Raw genomic sequence first — 13,640 nt, 5'->3', positions numbered from 1 at the left:
GCGGGGCCCTCCGCGTGGCTCACCATGGATGTGCGTCACCCCGGTCCCGGCGGGTCAGCACATCGGATGTGGCGGCTCAGCAGCAGGTGCTGAGCGTGTCGGTGCAGAGCGAGGTGCGCGAGGTCTCGCAACCGCCGTTGTTCGTCGCGGCGGCGGAGCTGGTGGAGACCGCGGTGTGCCCCACACGCAGGTCGAGGGCGAACTCGTCGTCGAGCAGTTCTTCGTTCATTTCGTTCCCTCCGGATAGAGGTCGGCAATGACGTCTCCGCGAGATCGGCGCTCGTACACGCCGGGCTTCCCGGAGCCTCGTGGAACGTAATCGAGCAACATCAGCAGCGTCAACACACCAGTCACATCCGCCACTTGAGAGTTTCACGGCGCAGCTGCGGGCTCCGGTGGCGCGGAGTCGGGAGACGTCGACGGACCGCCACCACCGCCAGTTCGACGACCTCTGGCGACCGGCGGCAGCACCGGCAACGGAAATCCGTGATTCCGCTTGTCCGCGCTGCGCGGAATTCCCCTGTGAAGTACGCGGAATTCCGGCCGGGCCGCCTTCAGTCGGCTGCCCCCGCGCCCCGCTGCGGTCGAACAGCCGGGTCGCCGGGGGAAGCAGCCGTGCCGCTGCGGGGCGCGGCCACGGCCGCCTCCGGGAGCGAAGTGAGCCCGTACTGCGCGGCCTGCGCGTCGAACATGCCCCGGTACAGTCCGCCCTCCCGGCCCATCAGCCGCTCGTGGGTGCCGTGTTCGGCGACGTGCCCGCGGTCCAGGACGTAGATGTGGTCCGCGGAGGCGGTCGCGGCGAGCCGGTGGGTGACCAGCACGACCGCGACACCGCTGTCGGCCAGGGTCCGCAGCCGGTCGAACGCCTCGATCTCAGCGTGCGGATCGAGCGCCGAGGTCGGCTCGTCGACCAGCAGGAACGGCGCGTCCCGGTAGAGGCTGCGGGCCGTACCCAGCTTCTGCCACTGACCGCCCGAGAGCTGCACGCCGCGTTCGTACCCCTTGAGGACGATGGAGTCCCAGCCGTGCGGCAGCCCCTCGATCAGGTCGGCCACATCGGCGCCGCGTGCCGCCTCCCGGACCCGGGCCATGTCCCGCGGACGGTCCCCGGCACCGACGGCGATGTTCGCGGCGGCCGTCATCTGCCAGTTGGGGAAGTCCTGGGTCAGCATCCCCACCGACCGGAAGACGTCGGCGCGGACCGCCTCGCGCACCTCCACCCGCTCCCCCTCCGGGCCCACCCACCACACGTCACCGCTGTCCGGCAACAGCAGCCCGCCGAGGATCCTGGCCAGCGTGGACTTGCCGGAGCCGTTGGCGCCCACCAGCGCGGTCACCGCGCCCCGCCGCACGGACACGTCCACCCGGTGCAGTGCGGGCACCGTGGCCCCGGGATAGGCGAAGGAGACGTCCCGCACCTGGATCTCCCGCACCGGCGAGGGCAGCGGCCTCCCGGTGGCCGGGATGGCATGCCCGGCCGCCAGCCGGATGGCCTCCTCGGTGTCACCGAGCCGGAGCATCTCCTCGTACATGCGGTTCACCTGCTGCACCAGCGAGGTGAGCCGCGCGGTGGAGGTGCGGATGGCGACCACCGCGGTGCCGCCCACCGCGATCGGGAGCCCGCCGCTGGTCAGCAGCCACCACAGCACGCCGTAGCAGCCCAGGGACGCCAGACCGGAGAACGCCGCGGCGACCAGGTCGGTCCCGGCCTGGGCGCGGGCCAGGCGCCGCTGCTCGGTCTCCATCAGCCCGGACATCTCCTCGTACCCGCGCAGCAGCAGCGCGCCCGCCGCGTGCGCCCGGATCTCCCCGGCGGCGTGCGGCATCGTCAGGTACTGGAGCAGGGTGGCCACCGCCCGGCGGTGGTCCACCCAGTGGCGCCGCGAGGTGTACTCCCGGCGTGCCGAGCGCACCGCCCCCCAGGCCTTGGGCAGCGCGATGGCCAGCAGCATCGGGAGCAGCGCCCAGTGCAGCGAGGCCAGTACGACGGCGGCGGCCACCATGCCGATCACGACGTTGGAGGCCCCCACGGACAGGCTGAGCATGCGCCGGGCCGATTCCGTGCCGAACTTGCCCGCCTCCAGGTGACGTTGGATGTCGGGCTGCTCCGTCGCCGCGACCTCCACCCGGGTGACCGCCCGGTAGTAGCGGAGCGAGACGGCCCGCTCGACCTGCGGCTCCAGCCGGCCGGACAGCGCCGTCGACCAGGCCGCCAGCACCGCCATGCCCACGGAGACGAGGGCCAGCAGCACCAGCGCCGGAACCGACTCCCGCAGCTTGTCGTCCGTCGGCCCGTTCGCGAACAGACTGCCGAGCACGCCGTTGATCGCCACCAGCCCGAACGCGGTGGTCAGGCCCTGGCCGGCCTGCGCCACCACCACCCCGGCCAGCGCGCGCGGGTCGGTCTCCCAGCCGGCCCGCAGGACCACGCCCATCATGCGCGGCAGCGCGGCAGCCATCTGCCCGAAGCGCAGCCGTGACACCGAGCCCTCGTGCTCGACGAAGGCGTCGTCCCAGCGCAGCCGCCCTCCGAACAGCTCCCGCTCCGCCGCCGAGACGCCGTCCTCGGCCGCGGCTCCCGAGGGCTCGGGGCCGCCCGCGCCGGCCGTCCCGCTCACTCCGGCCTCCCGGGCGCCGGCGCGCGGCGTGCGGCGCCGTCCGCCCGGAGTCGTCGGCGTACGGCCAGGCCGTTCTCGGGGGTGCGGCTCGGGGTCACGTGGCCTCCAGTTCGGGCGCGTCGGGGGACGAGGGCGGCTTTCCCCGCGTGCAGCGGACCCGGCGGACACGTGAAGCAGGAGCAGCCCCCGAGCCCGCGCTCCGGCCGCTCTCAGCAACCCGGGGCTCAGGCAGGTGACTGCCGCCAGCGGGGACCTTCCGGCCGGTGGACCGCGGGGGATCACCGTACTGTCGCACAGGCGCAAATCCGAGAGATCCGAGAGAGAGGCGCCCAGTTCGACCGCACACCCCGTCCGGAGACGCCTGTGGACAACCTGTTGCCGCTGCCGGTGACTTGCGGTGCGGCTCCGGAATTCAGCCCCGGTGCCGGCTCCCGCGCCGCACCGGTCCGCGAGTCCGCTTTCGAGCCGCTGCTCGAACCGGCCGCCGCGCAGAGCCGCACCGACGGCCGGACCTGACACCGCGTGCGGACCGGCCGCGGCCTCCGGGGAGGCCGGAAGGGGGCTGGGAACGCTGTGGCTCGGGCACTGCTGCGCTACGAGCTGCGTGGGCTGAGGCGTACGAAGGGCAGTTTCCGCCCGACGGCCCGGTAGTCCTCCTGGGTGCCGTCGACGGAGAAGCCCATGAAGCGCACGAGCTTGCGGGCGGTCCGCGGGTGGCGGGGTGCGTAGCGGGCCATGAAGGCGCCGCCTTCCTCCGTGTCGAGCGGGTGTGCGGTGACCGGGCGGGTCCGCACACCCACCCGGATGCTCGCCTCGGGTGTGGCGAGGAGGTTCCGGTACCAGGCGGCCTCGGGCCCGAATCCGGAACAGACCACGTAACTGCCGTCCGCCCGGTCGTGCTCGACGACCTCGATGACGACCCGGCGCGGTTTGCCCGAGACACGTCCCGTGTGGTTCAGCAGGAGCAGTCGGCCGCCGAAGAGCCAGCCCAGCCGCAGCCGGTAGAGGTGGATGGGGGCGCGGAAGAGCAGGCGGCGGATGCCGGTGGGCGGGGCCGGACGCTTGACGATCTCCATGACGGTGTTCCTTCAGGTGCGCTATGTGCGGTCGAGAATGCTGATGGTGTCGCCGTAGCCGCGCCGCAGCAGCCCGGTGAACAGGTCGCGCAGGACGAGCCGGCTGATGAGGTGCTGGGCGGCGATGCCCGGGCGGGTCGCGGGCACGAGGGATCGGGCGAAGGCCCGGGCGCGCTGCTGACGCTGCTGGACGGCGGGGCGCAGCCGGTTCTGGTAGGCGAGGAAGGCGGCTCGGTGGTCGTCGTGCCGGTGCAGGGCCTGGGCCAGCAGGTAGCCGCCGGCCATCGCCATGGAGGCGCCCTGCGCGGAGGTCAAGGTCATCGCCGAGCAGGCGTCGCCGGTCAGTGCGATACGGCCGGTGTGCCAGGACGGCATGGTGATCTGTGTGAGCGTGTCCATGAACAGGCCCTCTTCGGGCGCCGCGTCGAGCAGTTGTGCGGTGAGCGGGCTCGCGTCGGCGAAGGCGCCGCGCAGCGCCGTTCGGCGTTGTGCGCGCGGCGGGGGCCGGCGGTCCTGGGTGCGGTGGAGGAAGAGCGCGATCAACTGCCCGGGAACGTCACTGGGATAGAGGATGGTCTGTCTGCCGGGCTCGCTGTGGTGGATGCGGTGCGGCCCGAGCCCGTAGGTGTCGGGCACCGGGTAGCAGGCCATGGCGTAGCCCAGGTGGTGGGCGAAGTCGGCTTCGGGCCCGAAGGCGAGCTCCCGGGTCTGCGAGTGCACCCCGTCCGCGCCCAGGACCAGGTCGAAGCTCTCGCACTCGCCGTCGGTGAAGGTGACGCCGACGCCGCCGGGTGACTGCTCGATGGCTGTGATGCTGCGGCCGTACCGGATGTCGGCCTTGTCGTGCACGGCATCGCCCAGCGCCTCTTCGAGGGTGGTGTGCATCAGGGCGAGGTACGGTCCCCGGATCACCTTCTCCAGCAGCCGGCGATCGAGGCGCGCCGCGACACGTCCCGCTCCGTCGACGTAGCGGATGCTCTCGGTGGGGAGTTGGTGGGCCGCCAGTCGGTCGGCGATGCCCATGCGGGCGGCGACGTCGTATCCGGTACCGAAGAAATCGATGCCGTAGCCGCCGAGTCGGCCGTGTGGTGCGCGCTCGACCACGACGGGAGTGTGCCCGTAGCGGTGCAGCCAGTAGGCGAGTGTCAGACCCGCGATCCCGCCGCCGGATATCAGGATCCTCATGACGAGGCCCCGATCAGCTCGCCGAGCGCGGTGAGCGCGGCTTCCACGGGCACGTCCTCGTCCAGCAGCCGGTGCAGCATCATCCCGTCGATCAACGCCGTGACGAGTGCGGCCGCCCCCAGCCTCTGCTCGGCCGACAGCCGCGGGTCGAGGGTGGCGAGCCAGTCGGCGATCCGGACCCGCGCCTCGCGCAGCCCCTGCCGCAGGGCCGCACCGATCTCCGGGTTGCGCAGCGCCCCGGCGGTCAGTTCCACGGCCAGCCGGAGGGTCCGCTCGTCCGCTGTGATGCGGGGGACGGCATCGCGCAGGACGTCGAGGGCGGAGCGGGCGTCGGGCGAGGAGAGGAGTTCCCCGACGAGGGGCATCATCACGTCGTCGCCCGCCTGTCGGGCGATCGCCAGGTGCAGGGCGGGCAGGCCGCCGAAGTGGTAATGGATCAGCCCCACATTGGCGTCACCCCGCGCGGCCACGGCGCGAGTGGTGACGGCGGGCCAGCCGCCTTCGACGAGCAGCGCGAGCCCTGCCTCGATGAGCTCTTCGCGGCGGCGGCGCCCACGAGGAGAATTTGGTCGACCGACCAAGTTAGTCACATGTGTAACTTAACGCCGCGGCGCGACGCCCGCAAGGCGCGCCTCCAGCACCGGCACGGCGCCGCACCGGGAGCCCGAGCCCGGCGGGCCCGCGTCCGCCCTCGACAGCACCGCACCCGTGGACCGGCGCACCGGGCCCGCCCCACGCACACCTCCGCCGGCTCTTGACTTTCCTACCGGGAAAGTGGTGTGCTCACTTTCCCGCCAGGAAAGTGAGCACACCATGGAGAACACCACCGCAGAGCAGGCCGGCGAGGCGATCGCCGCCGTGGACAGAGCGCAGCGCCAGGTGGCCGCCGAAGTCGGCCTGCCCCGGATCTACTGGTGGGGCATGGCGGCCGGCTGGCTCGCCCTGGGGCTGATCGACCAGTTCGGACCCGCCTGGCTGACCGTGGTGGGGACCCTGGGCTTCGGCATGGGGCACTCCGCGTTCGCCGCACGCCTGCTCGGCGGACGCCGACGCACGGACCGGCTGCAGGTCAGCGCGGCGGTCGCCGGCCGCCGGGTCCCGTTCGTCGTCGTCGGCATGCTCCTCGGGCTCGTCGGGGTCACGATCCTCGCGGCGATGACGCTCAAGGCGGACGGCGCCGGCCATCCGACCCTCTGGGCGGCGGCGCTGACAGCTGCCGTCACCGGGTTCGGCGGCCCCGAGATCCTGCGGGCACTGCTTCGATGGTCGCGCGCATGACAGAAGCGCACTTCGACGAACTGATCCACCCCAGCACCCGGCTGTCGCTGGTCGCGACACTGGCCGCTGCCGACTGGGCAGAGTTCGCCTTCCTCAAGGAACGGCTCGGACTGTCCGACTCGGCCCTCTCGAAACAGCTCGCCACACTCGAAGAAGCCGGGTACATCGTCACCGAACGCCGCCTCGAGGGCAGACGGCGCAGGGTGTACGCGCGGCTGACATCCACGGGCCGGGACGCCTTCAACGGCCACGTCGCGGCGCTGAGAACGATCGTCGCGGGGGCCGCCGAGCCGGCCGACAGCCCGGCGAAGCCATGACGCGGCCGCACCGGACCCGTCGGCCGGCAGCCTGACCGGATTCCGTCGCCGCGGCGGAACCTCCAGGCGGCAGCAGCGGCCAAGGGCACCTCGGAACCGGGTTCCGGAGCCATCCCACGGAGGCGTAGCCGACCGGGGGCGCGGGCCCGGGAGTCTCCGGCACGGCCGGACCGCCGGCCTCCGGCGCCGCGGCGCCACGGGGGCGGGCCCACACCCGGGCTCCGGCCCATACCCGGGCGCGGGCCCGTACCCGGGCACGGAGCCGGGGTGCGAGCCGGGGCCCGCGGCGGCCCACCCGGAAGATCCGGAGGCGGCCGCCCCCTGATACCCGAACGGAGAGAGGTGTTCATGTCCGACGCGGTCGTCGTGGAAGGACTGCGCAAGAGCTACGGCGCTGTGGAGGCCGTGGCGGGGCTGAGCTTCACCGTCGGGCGCGGGCAGATCTTCGCGCTGCTCGGGCCGAACGGCGCCGGCAAGTCCACCACCCTGGAAATCCTGGAGGGGTTCCGCACCCGGGACGACGGGCACGCGGAAGTGCTCGGCATCGACCCCGGCGACCGGTCCCGCGCCAGGGAACTGCGCGAACGGATCGGCCTGGTGCTGCAGGACATCGCGGTCGAGCCGTATCTGACGGTCCGCGAGACGCTCGCCCGCAGCGCCGGCTACTACCGGAACCCGCGCGACATCGGCGAACTGATCGCGCTCGTCGACCTCTCCGGGCTGGAGCGGCGCAAAGTGCGCTCACTCTCCGGCGGCCAGAAACGCCGGCTGGACCTGGCCCTCGGCATGATCGGCAACCCCGGCCTGCTCTTTCTCGACGAGCCGACGACCGGATTCGACCCGAGCGCACGCCGCAGCGCGTGGCAGGTCGTCCGCAACCTCCGCGAGGCCGGCACCACCGTCCTGCTCACCACGCACCACATGGAGGAGGCACAGGAGTTGGCCGACCGCGTGGCGATCCTCTCCGCCGGCCGGATCGTGTGCGAGGGAACCCCGGAAAGCCTCGGCGGACGCGACACGGCACGGGTGCGCATCGGCTTCGCCCTGCCCGTCGGCTGCACCGCGGCCGACCTTCCGGTGCGCACGGTGCCGGACGGCGCGGGACGGGTCACCGCCGAGACCGACGAACCGACCGCGACCCTGCACCAGCTCACCGACTGGGCGCTGCGCCGGCGCACGGTCCTGGAGCAGCTCTCGATCGACCGGCCGAGCCTGGAGGACATCTACCTCGGCCTGACCAACCGCGGCACCCCGCAACCCGCGATGAGGAGACCTTCACCGTGAGCACTCTCGCCGTCCAGCACGGACCCCGCCGCGACCTCACAGTGGTCCTGCACCAGATCCGCTACGAGCAACTGTCCTTCTGGCGCAACCCGCAGAGCGCGTTCTTCACCTTCGTCCTGCCGGTGGTGGTCATCGCGGTCTTCGGCATGATGTTCGACGATGTCGCCGCCAGCCCGTACTTCGGCGGCCTCTCGGCCCTCCAGTACTACGTGACGACCCTCGCCGCCATGTCCGTGCTGGGCTCCTGCTACAGCCAGTTGGCCATCGTCCTGTCGACGCGGCGCCAGAACGGGGTACTCAAAAGAGTCCGGGCCACCCCGCTGCCCCCGTGGATGTACTTCGTCGGCCTGCTGGCCCACTGCGTGATGGTGAGCATCGTCGATGTCCTGCTCATCGTCGGCGTCGGCCGCCTCTACAGCGTGCCGATACCGGACGCCACAGCCTGGCTGCCCCTCACCGTCGCGCTCGTACTGGGCGCCTCCGCCTTCTGCGCACTGGGGGTCGCGGTCGCCTCACTGGTCAGGAACGCGGAGGCCGCTCCCGCTGTCGTGCAGTTCATCCTCTTCCCGCTCGTGTTCATGTCCGGCACCTACATGCCCATCCACAACGAGATCGTGGAGAACGTCACGGCGCTGCTGCCGGTCCGGCCGTTCAACGAGGCCCTGCTCCGGGCGGTGCAGGACGGCGGCTTCGCCTGGCAGCACCTCCTCACGCTGCTGATCTGGGGTGCTGCCGGAGCGGTCGTGGCCGTCCGCCGCTTCCGCTGGGACCCGCGGCCCGAATGACCGGGCGAACGGCCCGTTCGCCCGTCGAAGACGCGACAGAGAATCCGCAGCGACCTGGAAGAGAAACGAGGTGGTCGACATGGCAGGCCGAGGACGCCGCCACAAAGGGCCGTGGCTGGCGCGGGTCGGACCGCACGACCTGTCCTGCGCACTGTGCCGGGGCACACTGTTCTGGAACCGGGAGGTGCAGCTCAACACCGCCGGGATGAGCCTGCTGAACCTGGACTGGGCGAACGCCTCCGCCCTCGGTCTCCAGTGCGCCGGCTGCTCACGCCTGGAACTGTTCGCCGACAGCAACCAGGTCCGGCTCAGCGCCCCGGAGGAACAGCCCTGAGCATCCCTGCCGGACCTACGGACGCATACCGTCGGAGGGTCTGATGATTCAGCTTTGGAGCAGGCAGGTTGTGGGTGGAGCCCGCGCTCTTGGTCACTCACCTCCACCTTCCTGCGCACCAGCTACCCGTCCACTTTCGCCAAGGGAGCCGTGGGGGCACCCGCGCACTTCCACACCAAGGCGACGGAGCTGTTCTTCGTCATCAGTGGATCCCTGCAGGTGCTGGTGGACGAGGAGGTGACCGTTCTGGAGACGGGTGACTTCCTGGCAGTGCCGCCGCACGCCCCGCACGCCTTCGCCGCAGCACCCGGCTGTGAAGCCGACGTCCTGCTCGTCTTCACGCCGGGCATGGGCCGGTTCGACTACCTGCGTCTGCTCGGCCGGGTGATGCGCGGCGAGTCGGACGAGAAGGAGATCGCCGAATCGGCGGAGCGGTTCGACAACCACTATGTCGACAGCTCCGTCTGGCGCTCTGCCATCGCGAGCGGATCCGGAACCGCTCCGGGACAGTGGTGACGTCTCCGGGCGGCCACCGTCGCTCACCTCATCCGCAACGCACCAACACCGGTCTTCTTGGGCCACTGGCCGCGCCTGCCGCAGGAAGGATCAGCCTTGTAATACACAATCCCACCCCACCGCTCGTGGGCATTGGAATTCCAACCGTTCCAAAGCCCTCCGATCGCCGTCGGCGAAGCGCCCTCAACCGCCTCAAGCAACGCGATATGCGCTTCCACTCCCTGCAGCCGGCCCTCACGTTCAGCGCGGGTCAGCGGAGTCACACCAGGCCACAGCGGGGCAATCCGCTCCCACGCCGCATCCGTCAACTCACCACGACCCTCCACAAGACCAATTTTCAGACACGGCCTAGTACTGGCCGCCGGTGGGGAAGAGTGTGTCGCCGGTGATCCATCGGGCGTCTTCGGAGGCGAGGAAGGCTGCGACGGGGCCGATGTCCTCGGGGACGCCTATGCGTCCGAGTGGGATCCGGGTGACGAGCGCGTGTTCGGCGTCGGTGCCGATCAGGCCGGTGGCCCGGACGCCTTCGGTGTCGGCGAGGCCGGCGGCGACGGCGTTGACGCGGATGCGTCGGGGTGCGAGTTCGATGCTGAGGGTGCGGGTGAGGCCGAGCAGGGAGGTCTTGGTGGCGGTGTACAGGGAGGCGTTGGGCTGGGCGGAGGACACGCCGACACTGGTGATGTTGATGACGCTGCCGCCGTCGGCCTCGCGCTGGCTGGCGAATTCCTGGGTGGCGAGCAGGGTGCCCAGGACGTTGGTGTCGAAGTGGCGGTGGAACTCAGCCACGGTGATCGACTCCAGCGGTCCGAAGCGGAAGACCCCCGCGTTGTTGACGAGGATGTCGACTGGGCCGAACGCGTCACGGGTGGTGGCGAAAAGGGCGAAGACGTCGTCGGGCTGGGCGACGTCCGCCTGGACGGCGACGGCACGGCCGCCGCCCTTGCGGATCTTGTCGACGACCGTGTCGGCGGCTGTGGCGTCGTGGGCGTAGTTGACCGCCACTGCCGCTCCGTCGGACGCCAGCCGGGTCGCGATGCCCGCACCGATGCCCTTGCTGGCCCCGGTGACGACGGCGACCCGTCCGTTGAGCTTGGTCATGTCCAATGCTCCTGCAGTCAGGTGTGTGGTGAACGGGGTTGAACTGCCGCGGGCCGGTGGGTGGCAGCCGGTTGCGGGCGGCTGCCACCCACGGCGTCGGGTCAGGCCCGTAGGGCTTGGGGGGCGTTGTAGATGCGCGCGCCGGCGAGTCGGCCGTGTTCGTCGCGGTCGATCCAGACGGTGGAGGCCACGGTGGTGTTCGTGCCGTCCGCGAAGGTGAAGGTGTTGGTGGCCTCGTGAACGAACTGGTGATCGGTGCCGTAGAGGTTCAGTTCGTCGTGGACGATGCCGGTGAGTTGCTGCCATCCCTGCGCGAGAGCCGTGCGCACGGCGTCGTGGCCCTCGAGAGTGAGGGCGCCGTTGTCCATGACGAGGCGTATGTCCGGTGCCATCAAAGCGACGTACGCGTCGACGTCCAGGGTCTCGATGACCCGCAGCACCTCGGCGAACCAGGCGAGTCCCTGGTCGCTGAGCTGGTTGATGCGCACCTTGTCGAAGTTGGCCATGAAAGGCTTCTGTTCTGCCGCGCCGGTGTTCGGCCGGGTCAGCTGAGTTCGATGACGACTTTGCCGAACAGTCCGGCGGAGGTCTGAGTGGGGTAGGCGATGGGGGCGTCGAGGAAGTCGATCCGCCGGTCGATCACCGGGTGGATGTCGTGGGTCTCGATGAAGTGCACGAGGTCGTGGTGCATGGCCCGGCTGCCGACCGCGACACCACGGACGCGCGCTTGCTTGCCGAGCAGGGCGTACCCGTCCAGCGGCTCGCCTGCGACGTCGAACAGCCCGAGGGTGGCGACCTCGCCGCCCGGTGCGAGCGCCGCCAGGGCCTGGGGCATGATCGATACGCCGACGATGTCGACCACCTTGTCCACGCCGCCGGACAGCGCGAACACCGCCTGGCCCCACTGGGGTTCGGTGACGCTGTCCACAAAGCCGTCGACACCGAGCCTGACCAGCGCCTCGCCCTTCGCGTCGTCACGCACGGTCGCGTAGACGCGGGCGCCGGCGGCACGGGCGAGTTGCAGGGCGAACAGCGACACGCCGCCGCTGCCGATGATCAGGGCGGTGCTGTCCGCGGTGATCGGGTGGTCGCCGAACAGGGCGTTCCAGGCGGTCAGCGCTGCCACAGGCAGGGTGGCAGCCTCGGCGTGGTCGAGGTTTCCCGGTGCCTTCATGACGCGTTCGGCAGACAGGACGACGTACTCGGCAAGCACCCCGTCCTCCTCCAGCGCGCCCAGACCCAGACCCATCGCGGCAGGCGGACGGCCGTCGCTCCAACCGAGCACGTGCAGGTTGGTGACCCGGTCGCCCACACGCCACTGCTCGGTCTGCGGGCCGACGGCATCGATCTCACCGGCGACGTCCGAGAGCGGGACCAGGTCGCGGCCCGGCAGCCGCCCGAACGGGCCCTTCAGAACCAACTGGTCGCGGAAGTTCATCGAGATCGCCCGGACGCGGATCCGCACCTCGCCGGGCCCCGGCACCGGCACGGGGGCCTCGTCGAGCACCAGCTTGGCCGCATCGGTCACGTCTGCCGGGAGTATCCAGCGCTTCATCTTGCTTCCCTTCGGAGATAACTAAAAGGTTGGTTACTACCAGACACCTGATCGGGGAGATTGTCAATAACTGGTTATTTACTTAGGGTGGGGTCATGCCACGAGACTCCGCCGCCACCCGCAGAAAGATCCTCGACGCTGCCGTGGAGGAGTTCTCCGCGCAAGGCTTCGCAGGGGCCCGCATCGACCGGATCTCCGAAGTCGCCGCGGCGAACAAGCGGATGATCTACGTCTACTTCGGCAACAAGGAGGGGCTCTTCAGCGCCGTCCTGAACCAGGTCATCGGAACGCTGATCGCCGAGGTCCCGGTCACCGAGGACGACCTGCCCGGCTACGCCGGCCGCATGTTCGATCATCTCCTCGCCCACCCCGAGGCACTGCGGCTGAGCCTGTGGCGCCAGCTGGAGCGCCCCGCCACCGGCCCGGACGCGGCCGACGTCTACACCTCGAAGGTGCAGGCGATGGGCGGACAGCACGGCTCGGTACACCCGAGCGGCCTGCCGGCGACCGACCTGCTCATCCTCGTGCAGGGCATGGCGGCCAGCTGGCTGATCAGCCCTGCCGACCTACTGGCGGCCGACGGCGCCGACCCCACCTCGGCCGACCGCTTGGCCATCCACCGGGCCGCCCTGGTCGAAGCCGTCCGCAGAATCAGCACCCCCGACTCACACCCGACCGCGAAGTGACCCGAGGAATATGGATATTGCGCTGCATCTGACCAGGTTCGACGTCCCCGGCGGCCCCCAGGCGCTGCCTTCCGTACTGACCGCCACCGCCCGCGCCGCCGACGAGGCGGGCTTCTCGGCGCTGACGCTGATGGACCACTGGTTCCAGATGGAACAACCCGGAACCACCGCGTACGACCCCATGCTCGAGGGCTACACCACCCTCGGCTTCCTCGCCGCCCAGACCCGGCACCTGTCCCTGGGCCTGCTGGTCACCGGCGTCACCTACCGCCACCCCGGCCTCCTGGCCAAGACCGTCAGCACCCTGGACGTACTCTCCGGCGGCCGCGCGATGCTGGGCATCGGAGCCGCCTGGTACGAACGCGAGCACCACGGCCTCGGCGTCCCCTTCCCACCCGTACCCGAACGCTTTGAGCGCCTGGAAGAAACCCTCCAGATCTGCCGGCAGATGTGGAGCGACGACACCGGCCCGTACATCGGGCACCACTACCGGCTCGCTGAAACGATCTGCTCACCGGCCCCTGAACAGCAGGCGGGACTGCCCATCGTGATCGGCGGCATGGGCGAGAAGAAGACGCTGCGCCTGGTCGCCCGCTACGCGGACGCCTGCAACCTCTTCGCCTTCGACCCGGGCGAGGTCGCCCACAAGCTCGACGTCCTCAACCGCCACTGCGACACCGAGGGACGGGACCCCGCCGAGATCAAGAAGACCATCATCGGGCACTTCGACCCCCTCGCCGACATCGACGCCTTCCTGGCCGCCATGCGGGAGTACGCCGAACTCGGCGTCCAACAGGTCTGGGTCAACCCCTCCGGCCCCGCCCCCGCCGACTGGACAGCCCGCGTCGGAGAGCAGGTCCTGCCCAAGCTCCGCGATCTGTGAACCGCCTCCCGGACGAAGGAGTCGG

16 protein-coding genes and 1 pseudogene are annotated in these 13,640 nt (G+C 70.8%); 9 read left to right on the top strand and 8 right to left on the bottom strand.

Annotated features, from left to right (window positions below; all coding sequences use genetic code 11):
* Positions 1-76: 76 nt before the first annotated feature.
* Both A949_RS38220 and A949_RS0120630 read right to left on the bottom strand, forming a co-directional pair.
* Positions 77-229 (bottom strand): hypothetical protein, encoded by a 153-nt coding sequence (locus A949_RS38220; protein ID WP_019357929.1) that lies wholly within the window; start codon positions 227-229, stop codon positions 77-79.
* Positions 230-554: 325 nt separating this feature from the next.
* Complete coding sequence (locus A949_RS0120630) at positions 555-2,618, bottom strand: ABC transporter ATP-binding protein (protein ID WP_019357928.1); 2,064 nt, start codon at positions 2,616-2,618, stop codon at positions 555-557.
* 363 nt (positions 2,619-2,981) lie between these two features.
* On the opposite strand from A949_RS0120630, the gene A949_RS38215 reads away from it, so the two are divergent.
* Positions 2,982-3,134 (top strand): hypothetical protein, encoded by a 153-nt coding sequence (locus A949_RS38215; protein ID WP_019357927.1) that lies wholly within the window; start codon positions 2,982-2,984, stop codon positions 3,132-3,134.
* 77 nt (positions 3,135-3,211) lie between these two features.
* Here the strand turns inward: A949_RS38215 and A949_RS0120620 are convergent, their stop codons facing one another.
* Genes A949_RS0120620 through A949_RS34060 form a run of 3 tightly spaced genes read right to left on the bottom strand, consistent with a single transcriptional unit; the run spans position 3,212 to position 5,469 of the window.
* Positions 3,212-3,694: a nitroreductase family deazaflavin-dependent oxidoreductase gene (locus A949_RS0120620; protein ID WP_019357926.1), complete on the bottom strand. Its 483-nt coding sequence runs from the start codon at positions 3,692-3,694 to the stop codon at positions 3,212-3,214.
* A gap of 21 nt (positions 3,695-3,715) precedes the next feature.
* Positions 3,716-4,879 (bottom strand): FAD-dependent monooxygenase, encoded by a 1,164-nt coding sequence (locus A949_RS0120615; protein ID WP_019357925.1) that lies wholly within the window; start codon positions 4,877-4,879, stop codon positions 3,716-3,718.
* Positions 4,876-5,469 carry a TetR/AcrR family transcriptional regulator gene (locus tag A949_RS34060; protein WP_037707075.1) on the bottom strand — a complete coding sequence of 198 codons (594 nt, stop codon included), beginning with the start codon at positions 5,467-5,469 and terminating at the stop codon, positions 4,876-4,878. Before A949_RS34060 ends, A949_RS0120615 begins: the two co-directional genes overlap by 4 nt.
* 223 nt (positions 5,470-5,692) lie before the next feature.
* Here A949_RS34060 and A949_RS0120605 point away from each other — a divergent pair, with 223 nt between their 5' ends.
* The 6 genes and pseudogenes from A949_RS0120605 to A949_RS34050 form a co-directional block, all read left to right on the top strand.
* Positions 5,693-6,157, top strand: coding sequence for a hypothetical protein (locus A949_RS0120605; RefSeq protein ID WP_019357923.1), 465 nt, complete (start codon positions 5,693-5,695; stop codon positions 6,155-6,157).
* Entirely contained in the window at positions 6,154-6,474 is a 321-nt protein-coding gene (locus tag A949_RS0120600; protein WP_026004872.1) for a transcriptional regulator, read from the top strand. The genes A949_RS0120605 and A949_RS0120600 overlap by 4 nt, the downstream gene beginning before the upstream one ends.
* A gap of 348 nt (positions 6,475-6,822) precedes the next feature.
* A complete protein-coding gene (locus A949_RS0120595) occupies positions 6,823-7,758 on the top strand; it encodes an ABC transporter ATP-binding protein (RefSeq protein ID WP_019357921.1) in 936 nt (311 codons plus the stop codon).
* A complete protein-coding gene (locus tag A949_RS0120590) occupies positions 7,755-8,543 on the top strand; it encodes an ABC transporter permease (protein WP_019357920.1) in 789 nt (262 codons plus the stop codon). The genes A949_RS0120595 and A949_RS0120590 overlap by 4 nt, the downstream gene beginning before the upstream one ends.
* Before the next feature lie 79 nt (positions 8,544-8,622).
* Complete coding sequence (locus A949_RS34055) at positions 8,623-8,877, top strand: hypothetical protein (protein ID WP_063826273.1); 255 nt, start codon at positions 8,623-8,625, stop codon at positions 8,875-8,877.
* Positions 8,878-8,994: 117 nt separating this feature from the next.
* Positions 8,995-9,393: pseudogene (locus tag A949_RS34050) on the top strand (cupin domain-containing protein); the annotation flags it as partial.
* A 348-nt stretch (positions 9,394-9,741) separates the two neighbouring features.
* Here the strand turns inward: A949_RS34050 and A949_RS0120575 are convergent.
* From A949_RS0120575 to A949_RS0120565, 3 genes are all read right to left on the bottom strand, one after another.
* Positions 9,742-10,491, bottom strand: coding sequence for an SDR family NAD(P)-dependent oxidoreductase (locus A949_RS0120575; RefSeq protein WP_019357917.1), 750 nt, complete (start codon positions 10,489-10,491; stop codon positions 9,742-9,744).
* A gap of 101 nt (positions 10,492-10,592) precedes the next feature.
* Positions 10,593-10,997: a nuclear transport factor 2 family protein gene (locus tag A949_RS0120570; RefSeq protein WP_019357916.1), complete on the bottom strand. Its 405-nt coding sequence runs from the start codon at positions 10,995-10,997 to the stop codon at positions 10,593-10,595.
* A gap of 38 nt (positions 10,998-11,035) precedes the next feature.
* Positions 11,036-12,046 (bottom strand): zinc-dependent alcohol dehydrogenase family protein, encoded by a 1,011-nt coding sequence (locus tag A949_RS0120565; RefSeq protein ID WP_019357915.1) that lies wholly within the window; start codon positions 12,044-12,046, stop codon positions 11,036-11,038.
* Positions 12,047-12,141: 95 nt separating this feature from the next.
* On the opposite strand from A949_RS0120565, the gene A949_RS0120560 reads away from it, so the two are divergent.
* Positions 12,142-12,732 (top strand): TetR/AcrR family transcriptional regulator, encoded by a 591-nt coding sequence (locus tag A949_RS0120560; protein ID WP_019357914.1) that lies wholly within the window; start codon positions 12,142-12,144, stop codon positions 12,730-12,732.
* A 10-nt stretch (positions 12,733-12,742) separates the two neighbouring features.
* Positions 12,743-13,615 (top strand): LLM class F420-dependent oxidoreductase, encoded by an 873-nt coding sequence (locus A949_RS0120555; protein ID WP_019357913.1) that lies wholly within the window; start codon positions 12,743-12,745, stop codon positions 13,613-13,615.
* The last annotated feature ends 25 nt before the right edge of the window (positions 13,616-13,640 follow it).

It is taken from the genome of Streptomyces sp. AA1529, assembly GCF_000280905.1.
Classification (GTDB): domain Bacteria; phylum Actinomycetota; class Actinomycetes; order Streptomycetales; family Streptomycetaceae; genus Streptomyces.
This window is presented reverse-complemented; position numbering and strand designations above follow the sequence as displayed.

Excerpts from the sequence above, each read along its gene's own strand:
- A949_RS0120570 (WP_019357916.1), bottom strand. The coding sequence starts at position 10,997 with ATGGCCAACTTCGACAAGGTGCGCATCAACCAGCTCAGCGACCAGGGA.
- A949_RS0120560 (WP_019357914.1), top strand. The coding sequence starts at position 12,142 with ATGCCACGAGACTCCGCCGCCACCCGCAGAAAGATCCTCGACGCTGCC.
- A949_RS0120565 (WP_019357915.1), bottom strand. The coding sequence starts at position 12,046 with ATGAAGCGCTGGATACTCCCGGCAGACGTGACCGATGCGGCCAAGCTG.
- A949_RS0120600 (WP_026004872.1), top strand. The coding sequence starts at position 6,154 with ATGACAGAAGCGCACTTCGACGAACTGATCCACCCCAGCACCCGGCTG.
- A949_RS0120615 (WP_019357925.1), bottom strand. The coding sequence starts at position 4,879 with ATGAGGATCCTGATATCCGGCGGCGGGATCGCGGGTCTGACACTCGCC.
- A949_RS0120605 (WP_019357923.1), top strand. The coding sequence starts at position 5,693 with ATGGAGAACACCACCGCAGAGCAGGCCGGCGAGGCGATCGCCGCCGTG.
- A949_RS0120555 (WP_019357913.1), top strand. The coding sequence starts at position 12,743 with ATGGATATTGCGCTGCATCTGACCAGGTTCGACGTCCCCGGCGGCCCC.
- A949_RS0120575 (WP_019357917.1), bottom strand. The coding sequence starts at position 10,491 with ATGACCAAGCTCAACGGACGGGTCGCCGTCGTCACCGGGGCCAGCAAG.
- A949_RS0120620 (WP_019357926.1), bottom strand. The coding sequence starts at position 3,694 with ATGGAGATCGTCAAGCGTCCGGCCCCGCCCACCGGCATCCGCCGCCTG.
- A949_RS34055 (WP_063826273.1), top strand. The coding sequence starts at position 8,623 with ATGGCAGGCCGAGGACGCCGCCACAAAGGGCCGTGGCTGGCGCGGGTC.
- A949_RS0120595 (WP_019357921.1), top strand. The coding sequence starts at position 6,823 with ATGTCCGACGCGGTCGTCGTGGAAGGACTGCGCAAGAGCTACGGCGCT.
- A949_RS38220 (WP_019357929.1), bottom strand. The coding sequence starts at position 229 with ATGAACGAAGAACTGCTCGACGACGAGTTCGCCCTCGACCTGCGTGTG.